Origin of the sequence: Pseudomonas serbiensis (assembly GCF_030580745.1) — a bacterium.
GTDB lineage: Bacteria > Pseudomonadota > Gammaproteobacteria > Pseudomonadales > Pseudomonadaceae > Aquipseudomonas > Aquipseudomonas serbiensis.
This window is the reverse complement of sequence record NZ_JAUQOO010000005.1, coordinates 60,245-82,091: the sequence shown is the minus strand read 5'-3', so window position 1 is coordinate 82,091 and position 21,847 is coordinate 60,245. Positions and strand designations below refer to the sequence as shown.

Here is a 21,847-nt window from a genome sequence, read left to right as displayed (position 1 = left end):
CTGTACGCTGAAGTCGCCAGCAAGCTGCCTCCCACAAAGTGATTTATGGGTTTTTTACCACCTGAAATTGACGGAAGTCACCAGTTCGCGCTCATCGCCGTAGCGGCAAATCGCAAACTCGCAGTAGGTGTACTTTTTATTGGTCACGTTGTTTGCACTGAGGGAAACGTCCCAGTTCTTGTCGATCTGGTAGCTGGCCATGGCGTCGAACAGGAAGTAAGCCGGCATCTGCGATTCGATACCCGAAGCCTGGGTTGTGCCCTTGTAGCGCGCACCACCGCCAATCTTCAGTTGCGGAATGCCGAACAAGGCGAAGTTGTAGTCGGTCCACAATGCTGCCTGATGATAAGGCGTATCTTCGCTGCGCTGGCCAACTTCCCCCGGGACCGAGCTTTCGGTAATGCGTGCATCGGTGTAGGCATAGGTGGCAATGACGCTGAGTTGCGGCGTCACATCGGCCTTGGCTTCCAGCTCCAGTCCGCGGGAACGCTGTTCGCCCGTCTGCGAAGAAACGTTATTGACAGTCTTCAGCACGTTTTTCTGGGTCAGCTCATAAACAGCGGCACTCAACAGGATATTGCTGCCAGGGGGCTGATAGCGAATACCGATCTCATACTGCTTGCCTTCGGTCGGCTCGAAGCTCTGGGTAGGAGCATCCGCCACCGCTACCGGGAAGAACGACTCGCTGTAGCTGATGTATGGAGCCAGGCCGTTATCTGCCTGGTACACCAGGCCGGCGCGCCATGTGGTTGATTCGTCTGACTGGTGCCGTTTCTGGCCGTTGGCAAAAGCTTTCTGGTCCTGGTTGGCCCAGTCGTGGCGACCACCGAGTAGCAGCAGCCAGTGATCGTCAAACTTGATCTGGTCTTGCAGATAGACTCCGGTCTGCAGGGTATCGATCTGTGAGCCACGTTCAAGGGCCAGCGCCTTGTTCACTACCACCGGCTGCCCATAGTTGTAGGTGGCGAGATTCAAAGAGGGCGCGTTGCCCCTGAAGTTATGCGAGTCATAAGATGCATCATAGGTGTCGGCACCAATCAGAAAGGTGTTTTCCACACCGCCGATGTTCCAGCGTGCTTCGACGTTGGTATCGCTGGCCAAGGCTCTGGAGCGCTCGTGACGGTCGCTGTACTGGCGAGTCAGCAAGCCATTTCTGGCAGCAGAATTGACCGCCGCTATTGCTGCGGCGTTATTGTTCGGGACCTGCAAGTACTTCCACTTCATCTCCGCTTCGTAATAACGCAGCTTGTTGCTGATGCGGATGTTGTCGTTGAAGTTATGCTCGAACTCATAACCGATGGCGGACATTTCGCCATTCATGTCGTCGTAGCCGGGCTCGCCGATGAAGTCGTGACGGCCAATGGTAAAGGGGCCGTTGCCGAGGCCTTTGACGAGCTGGTAAGGCAGTGGCGCGGAGAAGCGCGTGTCGCTTTTCTGGTGGAAAGCCAGCAAGGTCAGCGACGTGTCTTCATTGGGACGCCAGGTCAGGGCCGGAGCAATGTAGAGCTTGTCGTCATTGATATGGTCCTGCTGAGTGCCACTGTCGCGTTGCAACAGGGTCAGGCGATAGCTGAGGGTATCGCTGTCGCCAAGCGGGCCGCTGAAGTCGGCTGTCAGTTGCTTGCGATCATTGTTGCCGTATTGCAGGCCCAACTCATGAAGCGGGGTATCGGTCGGGCGCTTGCTGACACCGTTGACGAATCCGCCTGGTGACAACTGGCCGTACAGGACCGAGGCCGCGCCACGGATCACTTCCACACGCTCAAGGCCGTAGGGTTCCTGGACGCCGTCGTAGGAGTTGTTCTGCAGGCGCATGCCGTCACGCAGCGAACCGCCAGTAGCAGACTCTACGTCGAAACCGCGAATACGGAAGCGGTCGGACGTGCGGTTGAAGCTCGATGGCTGGCTGGTGAACCCCGGCGTATAGCTCAGCACATCGGCCAGGGTGTCGGATTTGCGGTCGCGGATTTCATCGGCAGTCACCACGGACAACGACTGCGGTGTTTCGGTAATAGCCGCATTGGTCTTGGTGGCGCTGGTATTGCGCAGGGCAACCTTGCCGGCCAGCGGAGCCGTCGGGTTCTCCTGGGTGTCGGCGTTGATATTGATATTGGTGAGCTGAACTGCGTTGCTGTCGGAGGTTTCATCCGCCGCGATTGCCTGCGCCGAGATGACGCTGCTCAAAGCCAATGCCAGGGTAGTCAGGTGAAACACAGGAGGGCGTCGTGTGTAATGTTTTTCGGTGCTAGCTGTTGTTTTTCTTTCGAGCATCGAGAGAGTCCTTGGATTTGCAGTGTGGCTTGTGGAATAGCTATATATGCCCTGGATCCTGTGTTGTCAGGCGCTCAACCGGGCTGGTGTCAACTGGCCGTACTTTATCTGTAAATGATAAGGTTTTGCATTAAGATTGTTACAAAGACACAGATTTATTTCATTTTCGATACATTATGTGGCCCACTTATGCCCCTCATAGCCTGACGGGACAAAAAAACGATGCAGGGCATTGCTCGATGAGTGATTCGATTAGCCCTCTCCCGAGTGGAGGGAAGGCCATGCTGAAAGCCACCGGAGTGCGGTTGAGCTATGGTGAGCAGCAGATTCTCAACGGCGTCAGCCTGGACATCCCCGAAGGCCGTTTCACGGCGCTGATCGGTGCCAATGGATGTGGCAAGACCACCTTGCTCAATGTACTGGCGCATATGCTGCGCCCGAGCGCTGGCGAGGTTCAGGTGTCCGGCAAACCGCTGCGCCAGTACTCACGTCGGGCGCTGGCACAACAGATGGCATTGCTGCCCCAGCGTGCAACATCACCCGCGGGCATGAGTGTGCGTGAACTGGTCATGCAAGGCCGTTTCCCCTGGCAGAGCTGGTGGCGCCAATGGTCCGAGCAGGATCAGCAGGCCATTGACCGCGCCATTGAACTGACTGGTATCAAGCCTTTGCTTGATCGCTCGCTGGCAACCCTGTCGGGCGGACAGTTGCAGCGTTGCTGGATTGCCATGACCCTGGCCCAGGACACTCCGGTGATTCTGCTGGACGAGCCGACCACCTTCCTCGATATCGCGCACCAGATCACGCTGCTTGAGCTGCTGGTGGACCTTCGCGAGCAAGGCAAGACCATCGTGGCCGTGCTGCATGACCTGAACCAGGCTGCGCGTTACGCCGATCATCTGGTGATGATGCGTGAAGGTCACTTGCTGGCCCAGGGCGCGCCTGCCGAGGTGTTCACCCGGGAAAACCTCAAGGCGGTCTTCGATCTGGATGCACATATCATCACCGACCCTTATTCCGGTGACCTGTTGTGCGTTCCGCAATCGAGCCGAAGCAAGCCGCTGACTGTGCGGGAGGCGATGTGAGTCACGGCTTGCGATTGCCTGTCTGGCTGGGTTTGTTGATGGCAATTGCCCTTGCAGCGCTGCTTCATCTGGCGGTCGGCGCAAAAAGCATTCCCTGGCACGAGACCTGGCAGGCACTGGTTGCCTATGCGCCGGGCAACCCGGACCACAGCGTCATTCGTGGCAGCCGTCTGCCGCGTTTGCTGGTCGCGCTGTTGGTGGGCGCCAGTCTTGGACTTGCCGGCACCATCATGCAGGCGGTCGGCGATAACCCGTTGGCCGACCCCGGGATTCTCGGTATCAATAGCGGTGCTGCGCTGTTCGTGGTGTTCGGGCTGCTGGTGATGCCGGGCAACGATTTGTCGATGATCCCGTTATTTGCCTTTGCCGGTGCGCTGACGGCTGCCATCGGCGTTCTGCTATTGGCGGGCAGGGGCCACAACCCGATTCGACTGACGCTGTCGGGGGCCATGATTGCGGCGCTGTTCAGTGCAGTCACTTCAATTCTGTTGCTGCTCGATCAGCAGGGCCTCGACAGTCTGCGCCGCTGGCTTACCGGTTCCATCGGCGTGACTGGCGGCACGATGCAGGCCTGGGTCTGGCCCTATGTCTTGCTGGGCATGTTCCTGTGCCTGATCAACGTGCGAGCCTTGAATGCTCATCGCCTGGGGCCGCAGGCTGCTGCGGGCATGGGCGTCAATCTATTGAAGATGCGCGTGTTCGGGCTGGCCTCGGTGGTCTTGTTGTCCGGGTGTGCCGTGGCGCTGGCAGGGCCTATCGGGTTTGTCGGGTTGGTAGTGCCGCATGCGGCACGCCTGCTGTTTGGCGATGACTATCGTCGGCTGCTACTGGCAGCACCTTTGCTTGGTGCGCTGCTGCTGATTCTGGCGGACATCGCAGCTCGCACCGTGGTCAGCCCGTTCGAGCTCAATACCGGCATCGTGACCGCGCTGATCGGCGGCCCCGTTTTTGTCATCCTGGTGTTGAGGAAGGTCAAATGAGGCGCGCCGGACTGACCCTGCCCAGAACCTTGCCGTTGCTGCCCTGGATTGCCCGGCCCATCGACCTGATTTCTGTGCTGGTGCTGACATGTGCCGTCATTGGGCTGGCGCTGTACGCACTGACCGTGGGCAGTTTTTCGCTGAGTGTCGCCCAGGCCTGGCAAGCATTGCTGGCACCCGAGGAGGCCAGCCCGACAGTACGCAATCTGCTCTGGGAGCTGCGATTGCCCCGTGTGGTACTGGCGATCCTGGCCGGTGCGGCCATGTCACTGGCCGGTCTGTTGATGCAATCGCTGACCCGCAACCCGCTGGCGGCACCCGGTCTGGTGGGTGTGGAGTCGGGTGCCAGCGTCACCATGCTGCTGATCATTGTGCTCTGGCCCGGGCTTCTGCCGCTGGAGCTGTATCCATTGGCAGCACTGGCAGGCGGTCTGGCCGTGGCGTTCTTTGTTGCGCTGCTGTCCTGGCGCCAGGGCATCTCGCCGTTGCGTCTGATTCTGGTTGGCGTGGGGCTTACAGCCATGCTCAGTGCCGTCGCCGATCTGCTGATCACTTACGGCAATATCGATCAGGTGGAGTCGGCCCTGATGTGGCTGGGTGGCAGTCTGCATCGGGCCGGTTGGGCGCAGGTCAACAGCCTTGGGCTCTGGTTATTGCTGGCGGGCGTGCCGTTGTTGTTCTGCCATCGGCAGTTGAACCTGCTGCAACTTGGGGAAAAGGTTGCGCTCAGCCGAGGCTTGAATGTCACGGGCGTCATGATTGCCTTGTTACTGTGCAGCGTCATGCTGACGGCGGCAGCAGTGGCGAATGTCGGCACCATGACGTTTGTCGGTCTGGTGGCTCCGCATCTGGCGCGGCAACTGGCAGGTGATCGCCATGGGGCATTGATGCCTTTGTCGGCGCTGTTCGGCGCGCTGCTGGTGCTGGCCGGCGACACACTGGGCAGGGGGATTTTTCCGCCCTTGCAGCTACCTGCCGGGCTGGTGGTGGCCATCATCGGTGCGCCGTACCTGATTGTTCTATTGGCGCGTCAGCGCAATCGCTAAAAACAAATACTCTGGGGGTAAGCGCGGGTGAAAGGATTTTTCCGAGGTGTGGTGGGCATGTTGTGTGTGCCTCTGGCATTGCTGGCTGTAGAGGCCGGCGCCGCTGAAACCAAGGTGTTCGAGAATAGCTTTGGGCGGGTCGAAGTGCCTGTGGCACCGCATTGCATCGTGTCGCTGCATGACTTCAGTCTGACCACGCAATTGCTGGAACTGGGGGTCAAACCCTGCGGCTCCACAGGCCGTAAAAAGCTGTTTTCCGATGTGCTGTTTCGCGGCACCCAGGAACGCTTCGATGTGACAGGCATTCAATATATCGGCTCGCATCAGGCACCCGATCTGGAAGCGATTGCTGCCTTGAAACCCGACCTGATCATCGGATTGTCATATCACGCGGATATCAAGGAGAAGCTCAGCAAGATTGCGCCGGTGGTGCTGTTGCCTGCACGTGAAAGCGATATCAAGACCTACGCCAGGGAACTCGCCGAACTGGTCGGCAAGCAGCAGCGCTACACCGAAATGCTGGGCGAGTACCAATGGGTCGTCAAAGAGTTCAAGAAACGGGTCAAGGACCCTTCGCGAATCACCGTCACGACGCTTGAGGTCTACACCGATGGTTTTCAGTTGATAGGCCGTGGAGGAATGGATGATGTCATCGCCGATTTTGGCCTCGGGCGTGTGCCGGCTTACAGCGCGGCAAGGCAGAACGTTCCCTACAGTCTGGAGCGAATTGGCGACTTCAACAGTGATTTCATTATTGATACATATGAGGAGCTGCTAGATTCGGAGACCAGCACAGCCGCCTTCCGCAAGTCCCCGCAATGGCAGAATCTGTTTGCGGTCAAAAACCGCCAGTTCCTGTATCTGAACCGCAGCCGCTATGCCGATACGATGCAAGGGCTGCTGGGATCTGCCTATCTGCTGATGTCGCATATCGGTGAGCGGGAGAGCGTACTGCAGGCTCAATAAAATGTGTCAATTTCGATACAAAAGTCATAAATGACAATCATTCTCTATTGATGTTGTTACTCGTTTGTATTAATTTGCGCTCTCCAAAAATACGCTTATCCGAATGGCGAGGGGTTTCAAATGGAAACGGGTTTGGCGCGTACGCAAGTTCAATCCATGGAGGTTTTCCCCGATAGCGAACAGACTCTGCCGTTCATATTTCAGGCTCCGGCTGCCGGTGATACCTGGCAAGCCCATCGCGAGCAGATTCAGCAGGTAGTCGAGACTGAACTGCCGCGTGCCGGTGGTGTTCTGTTTCGTGGTTTTGCCTTCAAGGGTGAGGCCGACTTCGAAGCGTTTGCCTGTAGTTTCGGCCATGAGCTGCTGACCTACGACTACGCTTCCACACCACGTACCAAGCTCAACAACCGGGTCTATACCTCCACCGAATACCCGGCTCACCAGATCATCCCTTTGCACAATGAACAGTCCTATTCGCTGAACTGGCCAATGAAGATCTGGTTTCATTGCGTGCAGGCGGCCCAGGTCGGTGGTGAAACCCCGATTGCCGACAGCCGTCTGGTCTACCAGCAACTGGACCCGGTCATCCGCCAGCGTTTTGCCGACAAGCGCCTGATGTATGTGCGCAACTACGGCAACGGTCTGGATCTGCCCTGGCAACAGGCTTTCAGCACTGAAGACCGTGAGCAGGTCGAGCGCTTCTGCCGGGCCAGCAATATCGAATTCGAATGGAATGACGATGGCGAGCTTTCCACTCGCCAGGTCTGTCAGGCCGTAGCCCAGCATCCGGTTACCGGTGAATGGGTATGGTTCAATCAGGCGCACCTGTTTCATATCTCCAACCTTGCACCAGCGGTACGCGAAACGCTGATTTCCATCGTTGGCGAAGAGGGTGTGCCACGTAACGTGTTTTACGGCGACGGTTCACCTATCGAGCTGGAAGCTCTTGAGCATGTGCGCGCTGTTCTCCAGCGTTGCCAGGTGAGTTTCCCCTGGCAGGCCGGTGACGTGCTGATGCTCGACAACATGCTGGTGGCCCACGGCCGCTCGACATTCCAGGGCGCACGCAAGGTCGTGGTCGCCATGGCGGAGCCTGCTTCGGCAAGCTGAGCACTCTCTTTCAGAAAGCCGTCGCAATGGGCGGCTTACTTTGAACAAGTAGAAAAAGGACATCAAATGGATCGCCTGATGCATCGCTGCTGGCTGCGCGGAATTCGCCTGTCTATAGCTGAAGGCCAGTTGGCCATTGCCCATGGATCGCCGGGCGACTTGAACGCTGAGCTGGTAGCCGAGTTGCAGGCCCAGGGCCCCGAAGTGCTGCAATGGCTGCAACAGCACCCCGATTATTTCGATGCCCGACCATTGACGGATAACGAGCAGGCGCTCTGGTTTCTCCAGCGTCTGGAGCCTGAAAGCTGCGCCTACAACATTGCTTATGCCGGTCGTCTCAAGGCGCAGTTCTTTACCGAGGATTTCCCCCAGCGCCTGCAAGATGCCTGGGCCAAGGTGCAGCAGCGCTACCCGATGCTGTGTACGGCTTATGCCGAACGCAATGGCGAGTTGCTGCAATGGAGTCATCGCGAGAAGGTCCAGCCGTTGCAGCGTGTTGCATTGCAGGCAGCAAACGCCGAAACCCTGCAACAGCGTATTACCGAGCTGGCCGATGCGCCGTTCAATCTGGAAGCCGGTGAAGTCAGTCGCGTCGTTCTTTTGAGTAATTCACAGGGTAGCGAGACCGAGTACAGCGTATTGCTGGTGATTCATCACATCGCTGCGGATCTGGCCACGTTCTACATTGTGCTCAATGAGTTGTTCGCATTGGTCAATGACCAGAAGCTGCCTCCTGTAAACCCCGATGCGTATCGCGATTATTGCAGTGATCTGCATATTCGCAGCGAAGCGGCCGAACCTGCTGAACTGGCATGGTGGCAGGCACAACTGGCCGAAGCCCCTGCACTGGAATTGCCGACTGACTTTCCGTATGGCAGCAATCAGGCATTCAAGGGCGGCGAGTTGTCTGTTCGCTTCGATCCGGCTGCTACGGCCAGAATCCGTGCCGTCGCCCGTGGTCTGGGCGTAACGCCTTATGTGCTCTGGTTCTCGCTGTTCCAGCAGTTTCTCGGCGTGCTGTCGGGGCAGGACGACTTCGTGCTCGGGACGCCCAGCGGCTGGCGCTTGCGGCGTGAACACCTCAATCTGCCGGGCTATCTGGTCAACCCGCTGCCGATCCGTTGCCGTCTGCGCCGCGACTTTTCCAGTGGCGAGTGGGCCAAACAGGTGGACGCCACCGTCAAACAGGCCCTGCAACACCGTCACTACCCGTTCTCGCGTGTGGTCAAACAGCTCGATTTGCCAAGGCAGATGGGCAGGGCGCCGCTGTTCCAGCATATGTTCACCCTCAACAAGGAGCGTATCGCGCCTTTCGAGCAATATGTCGACCGCTTGATCTCGGAACAGCGCGGTGCCGCACACGAACTGAACATGGTGGTCATCGACGAGGAAGAAGGCTTCCTGTGCCGGTGGCGCTACAGCAAGGCGTTGTACCTCCATCAAACCATCGAACGTTATCGGGACCAGTTCGTGGCCCTGGTACATGCAGTGCTCGAACAACCCGAAGTGCCTTTTGCCGAACTGGACTGGCTGGCTGCGCAGCAGCAATCCTTCCTGAAGGGCGAGGACGTGCCGCTGGCCATCGACAATGCCTGGCAGGCTTTCACTCAACAGTGCGCCCTGCAACCTCAAGCGATTGCGTTGCAGGATGAAGAGGGCGTTCTCGGTTATGCCGAACTCGGCCGTGCGGTGGTCGCCCGTGGCGAGCGTTTGCAGGACGGTTTGAGTCTGGCGGGCAAGCGGATTGCCTTGTGCCTGCCGCGCAGTCGCGAACTGGTGATGCATATGCTCGCGGCCTGGCAGTGTGGCGCGACTTATCTGGCCCTCGACCCGCAATGGCCGCAGTCGCGTTTGCAGGACATTTGCCTGGATGCCACGCCTGAGGTGCTGGTTGGCGAAGGGGCGCGCCCCGAATGGTTGTCGGAACAGGTGCGCTGGCTGCCAATACCTTCTGCGCCGCTATTCAGTGATTCGCCGTTGCGCGCCGCGCTGGCGGCAGACCTGACAGCTTACGTGGTGTACACCTCGGGCTCCAGTGGCAAGCCAAAAGGGGTGAAGGTCAGCCAGGGCAACCTGATTCATTACGTGACCGGTTGTCTTGAACGCCTGAACCTGAGCGCTGATGCCAGCCTGGCCAGCCTCGCCAGTTGCGCGACCGACCTTGGGCATACGGCCTTGTTCGGGGCCTTGCTCAGTGGCCGCCGTCTGCGCCTGCTGGGCGAGGAACTGGCCTTCGACGCCGAGGAACTGGCCGCCGTGCTGGAGCGTGAGCCCGTCGATCTGCTGAAGATCGTGCCGTCACATCTCAACGCCTTGCTGGTCGCCAGAGATCCGCAGCGCTTACTGCCGCGCCAGTGTCTGGTCACAGGCGGCGAAGCGCTGGGCCATGATCTGGTCAGCCGCTTGCGCACCTTGAAAACGGATCTGCGCATCGTCAACCACTACGGCCCCAGCGAAACCACGGTCGGCGTCCTGACCCATGAAGTCGATGACAGCGGTGCTGCACCGTTAGGGCGACCACTGGCCAATGTTCAGGTCAGCGTGCGTTCGCCTGATGGCGCATTGTTGCCGATTGGCGTCAGCGGCGAGCTGTACATTCAGGGCGCAACAGTCGCACCGGGCTATCTCAGCGCTCCAGATGCGGATCACGCCCGTTTTGGTGAGTACGGCTATCGCACCGGCGACCGGGTACGACTCAATCATCAGGGCCAGGTGGAATTTCTTGGCCGGCTCGATGAACAGGTCAAGATCCGCGGCTACAGGGTAGAACCGGCAGAAGTCGCGGCCCAATTGCGTGCCATGGCGCAGGTCAGTGATGTCCGGGTGCTGAACATCCCGACGCCGTTGACCGGCAACCGTCTGGTGGCCTTCCTGATTGCGCCGCCGCAGGCTCTGGCCGACATCCAGAGCGTTCTGCAAACGCAACTGCCGGACTATATGCAGCCAGCCCAGTGGCATTGCCTTGAGCGCTTTGCCTTACTGGCTAATGGCAAGGTCGATCGTCAGGCATTGAAACATCTGAGCGAGCAGGCGCCGGTTCAGTCGTCTTCGGCAGAGCCGACAGGCAATCAACCCCTGAATGCCGTTGAAAGCACCTTGCTGGATATCTGGCGGACACTGCTTGGCAAGCCCGAACTCGGGCCGGACGATAACTTCTTCGCCCATGGCGGTGACTCCATCCTCGGCCTGCAAATCATTGCTCTGGCGCGTCAGCAACAAATCCTGATGACGCCCAAGCAATTGTTTGCCGAGCAAAGCGTGCGGGCCTTGGCGCGAGTGGCGCAGACACCGCAGAGCAAACTCGAAAAACGCCTGCTGGAAATCGCTCGTGAGATTCTCGACAAGCCTGACTTGAGTGCCGACGACAACTTCTTCACGGCGGGTGGTGACTCGATTCTGAGTTTGCAGATCATCGCCAAGGCCAAGCAGCAACGCCTGCAACTCAAGCCCAAGCAAATCTTCGAGTTCCCCACCGTGCGCGGTTGGGCAGAGCAGGTGGTTGACCTTGGCGCGGCAAACGAAGGTGCAACACCAAAGGCCCAGGAACCCACCACAGCCTTTGCCTTGACACCGATTCAGGAATGGTTCTTCGCTCAGCAGCAAACCCGGCCCGGCTACTGGAACCAGTCGCTGTTGCTGGCACTGGACGAGCCACTGGATCAGGAACGCTTTACCCAGGCCGTTGGCGCATTGCTCAAGCGCCATGCCAGCCTGCGCCTGACCTTCGAGGCCTCGGAAAGCGGTTGGCAACAACGTTATCAGGCCTTTTCCGAAAGGCAGGCCGAAGCGCTGTTGCACGTGGAGCAGGAGCCTCTGAGCGAGGCCTTGCTGCAACGCTGGCAGCAGGGTTTCAGCCTCGATCAGGCACCCTTGATCCGCTGGGTGTATTTCTCCCACAGCCGGGAGCTGTTGTGTACGGCCCATCACCTGCTGGTGGATGCGGTGTCATGGCAAGTACTGCTGGAAGAACTGGAAAGCCTGTACCTGCAACCGAACCTGGCTCTGCCAGCCGTCTCGGCGGGTTTCCATGTGTGGAGCGAAGCCTTGCAGCGCCATCGCAGCGAACCCGAAGTACTGGCTCAGGTGGATTACTGGCATGAGCAACTGGTTGCTGAAGGCGTAACCCTGGAGCAGACCAATGAATACGGCGAAAGCCGCACTCTGGATACGCAACTTTCGGTTGAGCAGACGCAATTGTTGCAAGGCGATTGCCACTCAGCCTACGGCACTCAGGTCCAGGACCTGCTGGTGGCGGCACTGGCTGGCGTCATCGGTCAATGGCAAGGGCGCGAGCGAGTCACCCTTGAGCTGGAAAGCCATGGTCGCAGCGGCTGGGAACAAGGCCCTGACTTGTCCCGCTCTGTGGGCTGGCACACCAGTCGCTACCCTCTGGCAGTCAAGACTTCCTGGGACCTTGAGTCCTCGATCATTGCGGCCAAGGAAGCTCTGCGCCGGGTCCCCGAGCAAGGCATCGGCTACGGCCTGTTGCGCCTCGACCCGGCCAATGAGCTGAAAGCGGCCTCGCTGCTGACCTTCAACTATCTGGGCCGTGTCGATCAATGGCTTGGAGCGTCGCGTCTCTGGCGCCTGTCCCGGCCGATCTGTCCTGGCATGCGTGCGGACAATACCCGCCGCACCCACTGGCTGGATGTAACGGTGCTGGAGAACGAAGGACGACTGCATATCGAATGGCGCTATGCCCCGCACGTGCATGACCACGCGCTGGTAAATGGATTGGCGCAACAGTTTGTGCAGCAGATCGGCGCCTTGCTGGAGCACTGTCTGTCTCCAACGGCTGGCCGCGCCACGGCTTCGGACTTCGCTGACTCAGGCCTGTCCGACGATGAATTCCTGGGCCTGCTCGAACAGCTTGAGCAGTGACACCCCTGCGTCCCCTACATTAAAGGTTCGGATACCGTCAGCATGAACGACAAGGTCAAAGCACTTTCGCGCAATATCGAAGCGATTTACCCGTTGGCTCCCATGCAGCAAGGATTGCTGTTCCACAGCCTGCTGCACCCCGGCAAGGGGATGTACCTGCTGCAATATCGCCATGTCATGGTCATGCCCGACCTCGATCTGGAAGCTTTCCGCCAGGCCTGGGCGCAGGTGGTAGAGCGTCACGAGTTGCTACGCACTTCTTTTGTCTGGAAGCAGCAAAAGCGTCCGATGCAGGTGGTACACAAGCAGGTCGAACTGCCGATCACCTATGAAGACTGGTCGCACCTGAGTGACAGCGAGCAACAGGACCGTCTTGAGCAGTTGCTGAGCGAAGAACGCGCCCAGGGGCTGGACTTTACCAAGGCACCCTTGATGCGGGTCAGGCTGTACAAGATTGCACCCGACACCTATCAGTTCGTGCGCAGTTATCACCACATCCTGATGGATGCCTGGTGCTTCTCGATCATCATGATGGACTTCCTCAACGGCTACCGCGCTGCTCAGGAGGGCCGCCGCCTGAACCTGCCGGCACCGCGTCCGTACCGCGATTTCATTCGCTGGCTGGAAACCCAGAAACCGGAAGATCATCAGGACTTCTGGCAGCAACGCCTGGCTGGTTTCGATACGCCCAACGAGTTTGGCTTTGGCCATGTGGGGCGTATCCAGGATGTCGCCGAGCCCGTTGAAGACTGCGTCGAGCATCTGACTCTCGAACAGACCCAAAGCCTGCAAAACACCGCTGCCCGCCACGGCATTACCCTGAACACCCTGGTGCAGGGCGCCTGGGCTTTGTTGCTGGCGCGCTACAGCGGTGATCGCGATCTGGTGTTCGGTATCACTGTGGCCGGGCGTCCGGTTCACTTGCAGGGTATGGAAAGCATTGTCGGCCTGTTTATCAATAGCCTGCCGCTACGCTGGAGCTGGCAGCCGGACGATGCGCTGGGCCCATGGCTCAAAGCCTTGCAGACCGAAAACCTGAGCCTGCGGGAGCACGAAAGCGTTTCCCTGGCCGAGATCCAGCGCTGGAGTGAAGTGCAGCGTCAGGATCTGTTCCAGAGCCTGTTCGTGTTCGAGAACGCGCCGATTGCTTCCGACCTGCGTCAGAGCCAGCTGGATTATCTGATCAGCGACATGGCCAACCGCACCCATACGAACTACCCCGTGACGGTGGTGATTGTTCCGGGCGAACGTCTGCATTTGCAACTGACCTATCAGACCGACTGGTTCCTGCGCGACGAAATCGAGCAGATGCTGCGTCATTTCCGGACCTTGCTGCTGAATATGGGCGAAGCGCTGAGCGCGAAGCCCGAAACGCCTTTGCATCATCTGGCCATGCTCGATGAACGCGAAATTACCCTCCAGCATCAGGTCTGGGCCGGTGGTGGTCTGGCCGCTGATGAGCAACTGCTGCAACCTTTGTATATCGAGCGTTTACAGCAACAGGTTCGCCAGACGCCCGATCGCGTGGCCATTGTGCATGGCGAACAGAGCCTGACTTTCGACCAGGTGAACCGTGCGGCCAACCGTCTGGCCCGGCATCTGCGGGCCGTGGGTGTCAAATCCGACGACTTGATCGCAGTGTTCGACGAGCGTGGTCTGGATCTGGTGGTGATGATCGTCGCGACCCTCAAGGCCGGTGCAGGCTGGCTGCCACTCGATCCGCGCAACCCGCCACAACGTCTGGCCCAGGTGCTGCGCCAGAGCCGCACGCCCTTGCTGATCCACAGCGCAGGGCAGGGCGAGCTGGCGATGGAGGCCGTGGAACTCCTGGAGCAGCCACTCAAGTCGGTGCTCTACGACACGTCGGTATTGAGCAGTTACAGCGATGACGACCTGAACATTCCGGTTCATGACAACTCGCTGGCCTATTGCATCTTTACGTCCGGCTCCACCGGCACGCCCAAGGGCGCGATGGTGGCCCACGCGGGCATGCTCAACAATATTCTCGGTAAACTGCCGGGGCTTGGGCTCGATGCCAATGACGTGATTGCCCAGACAGCGCCGCAATGTTTCGACATCTCCGTCTGGCAAACCCTGGCCGGTATGGTGCTGGGTGCGCGGACCGTGATTCTTGGCGATTGCGTGGTGCAGAACCCCGACGATCTGGCGTCAGCCATCGAGCGGCATGGCATCAGCATTCTTGAAGCGGTGCCGTCGCTGATGCAGAGCCTGCTCGATGCTGGCCTGGACCGTTCGCGTCTGCGCTGGGTACTGGCCACCGGCGAAGCGCTGCCACCAGCCCTGGCGCGGCGCTGGTTCGAGCGTTATCCCGCGATCCCGTTGATGAACGCCTATGGCCCGGCCGAATGCTCCGATGACGTAGCGTTCCATCCGTTGCTTGAGCGTTTGCCCGAGCAACGCATCAACGTGCCCATTGGCCGCGCCACACTCAACAACCGTCTTTACCTGCTCAATGCCGACCTGCAACCCATTCCTGCCGGTGCAGTGGGGGAAATCTTCGTTGCCGGTGTGGGTGTCGGTCGCGGTTACATGGCCGACCCGGCACGCACGGCGGCGGTGTTTTTACCGGACCCGATTGCCAACGATGGCAGCCGTATCTACCGCACGGGCGACCTGGCGCGCTTCCTGCCCAATGGCGATCTGGAATACGTCGGTCGTACCGACCATCAGGTCAAGATCCGTGGACATCGTATCGAACTGGACGAAATCGAAGCCTGCCTGACCCGTTACCCAGGTGTCCGGGAAGCGGTGGTGGTGGCCCGCGATGATCAGCAGCGCTCCAAAGTGCTGGTGGCCTATGTGGTAGCCGATACCCAGCCGGGCATTGAAGCCCTGCGCGAGCATGTGCTGGGCAACCTGCCGCCGTACATGATTCCGAGCGCGTTCATGTTCCTGGAGCGTTTCCCGCTCAATGGCAACGGCAAGATTGACCGCAAATCCTTGCCCGCGCCGGATTTTGCCGCGCAAAGCCAGGCTCGCTATGTGGCGCCAAGCAGCGAACTGCAAGGCCAGATGGTCGAAGCCTGGCAAAGCGTGCTGGGCCTTGATCAGGTCGGTGTCGAAGACAACTTCTTCGAGCTGGGCGGCCATTCACTGCTGGCCACGCAACTGATCGGTCTGATCGGCAAGCTCAGCGGTAAAGATCTGCCACTGCGCGTGGTATTCGAGCGCCCAACCATCGCCGCCATGGCCGAGTGGCTGGAAAACCGTACCGATACCGCCAAGTCATCGCCGACGCTCTTGCCGCGTCCTGAAAAACTGCCGCTGTCCTTTGCCCAGCAACGGCTGTGGTTCCTGCAACAGCTAGACCCGCAAAGCCCGGCCTATAACCTGGCCGGCGCGGTGCGCCTGACCGGTGATCTGAGTATCGCCGACCTGCAGGCAGCCTTGCAGACCTTGCTCGACCGTCATGAAGTGTTGCGCACCGGCTTCATCAGCGGGGCCGAGGGGCCGAGCCAGGTGATTCTGCCCCGTAGCGAGCTTGAGCTGCCACTGATCGACGTACGCAGCGAAGAAGCACTGCACGACCTGCTGCGCCAGGATGCAATGACGCCGTTCGATCTGGAAGCCGCACCGTTGCTGCGTGCCAGGCTTTATCGTCTGGCGCCCGAAGCGTTTGTCCTGTCGCTGAACTGCCATCACATCGTTGCCGATGGCTGGTCCCTGCAACTGATCATCGATGGTTTGTGCAAGCAGTACCGCAATCTTCGTCAAGGCCTGGCCGCAGATGCCCCGGCAGTATCGATGCAATACGCCGATTACGCCCTGTGGCAGCATCAATGGATGAGCAGCAAGGCCTGCGAACAGGAACTGAGCTTCTGGCGCGGGCAACTGGCAGGTGAATTGCCGGTACTGGAACTGGCGGCAGATTTTCCGCGTCCCGTCCAGGCCAGCCAGAACGGCGGGCGCGTCGAGCAGCGCCTGCCTGAAGCGTTGACCGCACGCTTGCGGGCCTTCAGCGCCCGTCACGGCTGGAGCAATTTTGTCCCGATGCTGGCTGCATTCCAGTTGCTGTTGCGCAGCCGCAGCGGTGAAGACGACATCATTGTCGGGGTGCCGGCTGCCAACCGGCATCATGCAGCGTTGCAGCCTCTGGTCGGCTGCTTCGTCAATACGCTGGTGTACCGCAAGAAGCTGTCCGGCGAGCGCAGCCTGTTGCAATTGATGAGCGAGTTGCAGGCACTTTCCGTGTCGGTGCAGTCCCATCAGGATTTGCCGTTCGATTACCTGATCGAACAACTCGGAGTGGCGCGGCAAGTCAGTTACAACCCGCTGTTCCAGGTCATGTTCAACTACTTCCCGGGCAATGCGCTGGAGCGTTTCGAGCTGACCGATGTCATCGCCGAGCCACTGGACAACCGTCCGGACAGCGCCTTGTGCGACCTGCACCTGGATGTGCGTGACAGCGAGCATGGCATCAGCCTGAGCCTGCAATACAGCAGCGATCTGTTCCGCGAGCAGACCGTGCAAATCATGGCCGGTCAATATCTGGCACTGCTGGATGCCTTGCTCGACCAACCGGAAAAAGCCCTGGGTGAACTGGCCTGGCAACCTGCCGAACGTGCCTTGGCACGTCTCGACGGCCCTGAAGTCGATGGCCATCAGGACATTCTCCAGGCCTTTGACCTTCAGGTTGCCCGTCAGCCCGACGCCATTGCCGTCCTGTCAGGCAATCAGCGCCTTACCTATGCCGAACTGAATCAGGCAGCCGAACGACTGGCAGCAGTGTTGCAGGCCCATGGTGTCGGTATCGAAGATCGTGTGGCCTTCAGCTTGCCCCGCGATGCCCGTCTGCCTACGACCATGCTGGCCATCCTCAAGGCTGGCGCAGCCTATGTGCCGCTGGCCGAAGACACGCCACCGGAACGTGGTCGTTACATTCTGGAAGCTGCGCAACCCCGGATATGCCTGGGCACTGCCGCGAGCCTGGAAGCGTTGGCCGAGTGGAACAGCGGCGTGCCGTTGCTGGATATCGACACTCTGAACTCGACCGAAGCACTCCGGACACCGGCATGGACAGCGGATCAACTCGCCTACGTGCTGTACACCTCCGGCTCCACCGGCAAGCCCAAAGGGGTGGCGATCAGCCGTGGCAACCTGATGAACCTGATGCTGGCTGTCGAGCAAGTCCTGCCGCTGACCAGTCAGGACCGGGTGCTGGCATTGACTACCGCGACCTTCGACATTGCCATTGTCGAACTGCTGCTACCGCTAGCCCATGGCGCAAGCATCCTGCTGGCTGATCGTGAACAGGCGCGAGACCCGCAAGCCATCGATCAACTGCTGCTGGCTTCACAACCGACGGTCATGCAGGCCACGCCAGCGACCTGGCGGATGCTGGTGGCTCATACCTCGCGCAGTTGGCAAGGTGTGCGGGCCATTTCCGGTGGCGAAGCCTTGCCCTGTGCGCTGGCCGAAGCCATCGAGGGCAGGGGAGCCAGGGTCATCAACGGTTACGGGCCGACAGAAGCAACGGTCTACAGCACCTTCGAGATCCGCAATGGCAGTGAGACTGGCGTGGAAGTGCCTATCGGACAGCCTGTGGCCAATACCGCTGCCTATGTTCTGGATGCCGACCTGCAACCTGTGGCCGCAGGCGTTCCCGGTGAACTGTATCTGGCCGGTGCCAACCTGGGCCGTGGCTACTTCGCCGCGCCAAGACTGACCGCAGCGGCTTTCCTGCCCGACCCATTCGTGGCCGGTGCCCGCATGTACCGCACCGGTGACCGGGTACGCCGCAACAGCAATGGCAGCCTGGATTACCTGGGCCGTCTGGACTTCCAGGTCAAACTGCGCGGTTTCCGTATCGAACTGGGGGAAATCGAAGCATTACTGGCGCGTATCCCCGGCGTTCGCGAGGCGGCTGTCGTGCTGCTGGGCAACGGTGAAGCGGCGCGGCTAGTGGGTTATTACGCTGGCGATGTGCAGGATGAAACGCTGCTGCGCGAAACCCTTGGCGCACAACTGCCGGACTACATGCTGCCAAGTCAGTTTGTGCATCTGGACACCTTGCCGTTGAGCCCGAGCGGCAAGGTTGATCGCAAGGCGTTGCCGGAGCCGCTCCAGCGCGACGGCCAGCGCGGTGTGCTTTCCGGCGAGTGGGAGCAGGAACTGGCGCGGCTCTGGGAAGAGCTGTTGGGCAGCAACGACATTGGTGCCGAGGATAATTTCTTCGCCTTGGGCGGCCATTCGCTGCTGGCTGCGCGTCTGGTGGCGCGTATTGCCGAACAGCATGGTCGACGCCTGCCATTGCGCACGCTGTTCGAGCACCCGGTCCTGCGGGATCTGGCTGCGCAACTGGCGGCGATCAGTGTTGAGTCCGAAGGCATCCTGCGTCCTTTCAAGGAGCCTTTGGCACCGCTGCATTTCACCCAGCAGCGTCTGTGGTTCCTGGATCGTCTGCAAGGCGATACCCAGGCTTATCATCTGTCTCTGGCCTTGCGTCTGGATGCAGTTCTGCAACCGGCAGTGCTGGAGCAGGCCCTGACCCAACTGATCAGCCGTCAGCACAGCCTGCGCACGGTATTCAGCGACACCGCCGAAGGCGCACGCCAGCGTGTCGAGGATCAGGCAGCGGTGCAGGTAAGCATCGAGCCGCTGGAAGTCGACGAACATTCCCCGGCTTTCGCACAAAAACTGAGCCAGGAAGCACAGCGCACTTTCGATCTCACGGCATCGCCGCTGTTCAGAGTGCGCGTGTATCAAGGTCAAGGCCGAAGCGTGTTGCAGGTCACGCTGCATCACATCATCGCTGACGCCCGTTCGCTGGAGATCTTCTTCAATGAACTGCAACTGATCTATCAGGCCATTCTGGAAGGCCGCAACGCTTGCCTGCCGCAACTGCCGTTGCAGTTCTCCGACATTGCGGCCAGTTGGCAAGGCCCGGCCGGGCAGGCGCTGATCGAGTCACAGCTTGAATACTGGCGCAAGACCCTGGCAGGCGAGCCGCCGGTGTTGAACCTGCCTACCGACTTGCCTCGCCCTGCGGAGCAAGGCTACAACGGCCAGCGCCTGCGCTTCAGCCTGCCCGCCACGCTGGTCGGTCAGTTGCGGGAAACGGCACAAAGCCACGGCCTGACGGCATTCGCCCCCTTGCTGGCTGCCTGGAAAACCCTGTTGGTCAGACACTCCGGCCAGCGTGAAATCTGGATCGGCCTGCCTGTCGCTCATCGCCATCAAGCCCATACCGATAACCTGATCGGCTATTTCGCCACCACTCAGGTCTTGCGCAGCAGCATTGATCCGCTGCAATCGGTCGAGCAGTTCTGGCAGCAACTGCAAGCCACACATCTGGCGGCGCAACAGCATGGCGACGTGCCGTTCGAGCGTTTGGTGGAAGCCCTGCAAGTGCGCCGCGACCTGAGCCATACGCCGCTGTTCCAGGCACTGTTCAACCTGATCCAGCGCGATGTTGCCGTATCGGTGGAACACAATTTTGCCGGCGTGCCGGTGCAGCGCCTGAATGTCGAAAGCGACAGCGCACTGGTGGATATCGGTCTGCATATCGAGCAGCACGGTGAGGACTGGCAGTGCGTGCTGGAGTACAACACCGACCTGTTCCTGCCACGCACTGCACAACGCTATGCCGACGAATATCGCAATCTGCTCGAAGGCATGCTGAAACAACCTGAAGCACGCCTGTGGGATATCGATCTGGCCAATGCCGATCACGCGCTGGACGAGCGCCCATGGAACCTGCCAGCCCAGGCCCTGCAGCGCGAAGTGGACCTGATTGCCCGTTTCGAGCGGCAAGTGGAACTGACACCTGATGCGCTGGCTGTTGATTGCCAGGACCAGCAATGGACTTATGGGCAACTCAATGCCCGTAGCAACCGCCTGGCCCATTGGCTGCGCGCTCAAGGTGTCGGCACCGATGACCTGATTGCCGTCTGCCTGACACGCGGCCCATGGCTGTTGCCAACCCTGCTGGCCATTCACAAGGCCGGGGCGGCGTACCTGCCACTGGACCCGCAACATCCGGCAGACCGCCTGCGTTTCATCATCGAACATGCGCGTCCGGCACTGGTGCTTGGCGAAAGCCTGAGTGCCGAGGCATTGAGCGGCGTCGATAAGGCTCTGCTCGATCAACTGGCGCTGGATGACTACAGTGCCGACAACCTGAAACTGGCGGTCAACCCGCAGCAACGGGCCTATGTCATCTACACCTCGGGTTCGACCGGTACACCGAAAGGCGTGCAGGTCACACGCGACAACCTGAGCAACCTGCTGGCAGGCCTAGACCGGCAGTTGCCACTCGGCGCTGATGATGTCTGGCTCGCCAGCACCACCTACGCCTTCGATATGTGCAAGCCGGAGCTGTTCCTGCCGCTGGTCAATGGCGCAGCCATACTGCTTGCGCGTCGTGAGCAGGTTGTCGATGGGCACCAACTGTTTGCCTTGCTGCGTCGCGCCACAGTGTTCCAGGCAACACCGGCAGGCTGGCAGATTCTGCTGGAAACCGGGCAGGCCGACTGGCCTCCTGTACGCGGCCTGATCGGTGGCGAAGCGGTGCCGGGGGAACTGGTGACCGAGCTGCGCAGCCGTGGCGTGACGCTGATCAACGCCTATGGCCCGACGGAAACCACCGTCTGGTCGACGACTCAGGCGTTGCAGGAAGTGCCGAGCGGCGTTGCCGATATTGGCTCGCCGTTGCTCAACACCCGCTGCTATGTCCTCGACGAAATGCTGCGCCCGGTGCCACTGGGCACCACCGGTGAGCTGTATATCGCAGGTTCCGGTGTGACCCGTGGCTATCAGCATGCTGCTGCGATCACGGCTGCGGCCTATCTGCCCGATCCTTATGCCCGCGAGCCTGGCAGCCGCATGTATCGCACCGGCGATCTGGTGCGCCGCCGCAATGACGGTCGGCTGGCCTACGTGGGGCGCAGTGACTTCCAGGTCAAGGTGCGGGGTTTCCGCATCGAGCCGGGTGAGATCGAATCGCTGCTGCGCCGCTACCCTGGCGTGGAAGAAGCCGTGGTGATGATCGATGCGCGCAGTCAGAGCCTGTTCGCCTGGCTGCAAACGCCGAGCCCGGTGGATCAGGCGGCATTGCGTCGCCATCTGGAGGGCGTATTGCCGGGCTACATGATCCCCGCCGGTTTCATCGAGCAGCCGCGTTTTGCCCTGAACGCCAACGGCAAGATCGACCGCAAGAGCCTGCCTGCGCCGCAACCGGTCGCTACTCAGGGAGTGGCGCCGCGCAACGAACTGGAACAGCAACTGGCCGAAATCTGGCAGGAGCTGCTCGAAGTGCCGCAAGTCGGAGTGTTCACCAGCTTCTTTGAACTGGGCGGCCATTCATTGCTGGCGATGCGCTTGATGACCCGGGTCGAGAACCGATTCGGCATCAAGATCGAACTGCGCAGCCTGTTCCACAACCCGACGATTGCCGCGCTTGCCGAGCAGATCGAAAAACCCCAAGGGCCTTCCACGGATGAAGCCCTGGACGAAATGCAGCGTCTGCTATCAGAGATGGAAGAATAAG

Annotated in this window: 8 protein-coding genes; 7 read left to right on the top strand and 1 reads right to left on the bottom strand. The window is 60.0% G+C overall.

What is annotated here, in order from left to right; translation table 11 throughout:
* Nucleotides 1-54: 54 nt before the first annotated feature.
* Nucleotides 55-2,271: a TonB-dependent siderophore receptor gene (locus tag Q6A51_RS08585; RefSeq protein WP_304574559.1), complete on the bottom strand. Its 2,217-nt coding sequence runs from the start codon at nt 2,269-2,271 to the stop codon at nt 55-57.
* Between the two features lie 281 nt (nt 2,272-2,552).
* Here Q6A51_RS08585 and Q6A51_RS08580 point away from each other — a divergent pair, with 281 nt between their 5' ends.
* From Q6A51_RS08580 to Q6A51_RS08550, 7 genes are all read left to right on the top strand, one after another.
* Nucleotides 2,553-3,356, top strand: coding sequence for an ABC transporter ATP-binding protein (locus Q6A51_RS08580; RefSeq protein WP_201000585.1), 804 nt, complete (start codon nt 2,553-2,555; stop codon nt 3,354-3,356).
* Complete coding sequence (locus Q6A51_RS08575; RefSeq protein WP_201017074.1) at nt 3,353-4,336, top strand: FecCD family ABC transporter permease; 984 nt, start codon at nt 3,353-3,355, stop codon at nt 4,334-4,336. Before Q6A51_RS08580 ends, Q6A51_RS08575 begins: the two co-directional genes overlap by 4 nt.
* A complete protein-coding gene (locus tag Q6A51_RS08570) occupies nt 4,333-5,382 on the top strand; it encodes a FecCD family ABC transporter permease (RefSeq protein WP_304574558.1) in 1,050 nt (349 codons plus the stop codon). Before Q6A51_RS08575 ends, Q6A51_RS08570 begins: the two co-directional genes overlap by 4 nt.
* 27 nt (nt 5,383-5,409) lie before the next feature.
* Nucleotides 5,410-6,348: an ABC transporter substrate-binding protein gene (locus Q6A51_RS08565; protein WP_304574557.1), complete on the top strand. Its 939-nt coding sequence runs from the start codon at nt 5,410-5,412 to the stop codon at nt 6,346-6,348.
* Nucleotides 6,349-6,504: 156 nt separating this feature from the next.
* Entirely contained in the window at nt 6,505-7,458 is a 954-nt protein-coding gene (locus Q6A51_RS08560) for a TauD/TfdA family dioxygenase (protein ID WP_374063357.1), read from the top strand.
* A gap of 66 nt (nt 7,459-7,524) precedes the next feature.
* Nucleotides 7,525-12,339 carry a non-ribosomal peptide synthetase gene (locus Q6A51_RS08555; protein ID WP_304574556.1) on the top strand — a complete coding sequence of 1,605 codons (4,815 nt, stop codon included), beginning with the start codon at nt 7,525-7,527 and terminating at the stop codon, nt 12,337-12,339.
* Nucleotides 12,340-12,381: 42 nt separating this feature from the next.
* Nucleotides 12,382-21,846 (top strand): non-ribosomal peptide synthetase, encoded by a 9,465-nt coding sequence (locus Q6A51_RS08550; RefSeq protein ID WP_304574555.1) that lies wholly within the window; start codon nt 12,382-12,384, stop codon nt 21,844-21,846.
* Nucleotide 21,847: the final 1 nt, after the last annotated feature.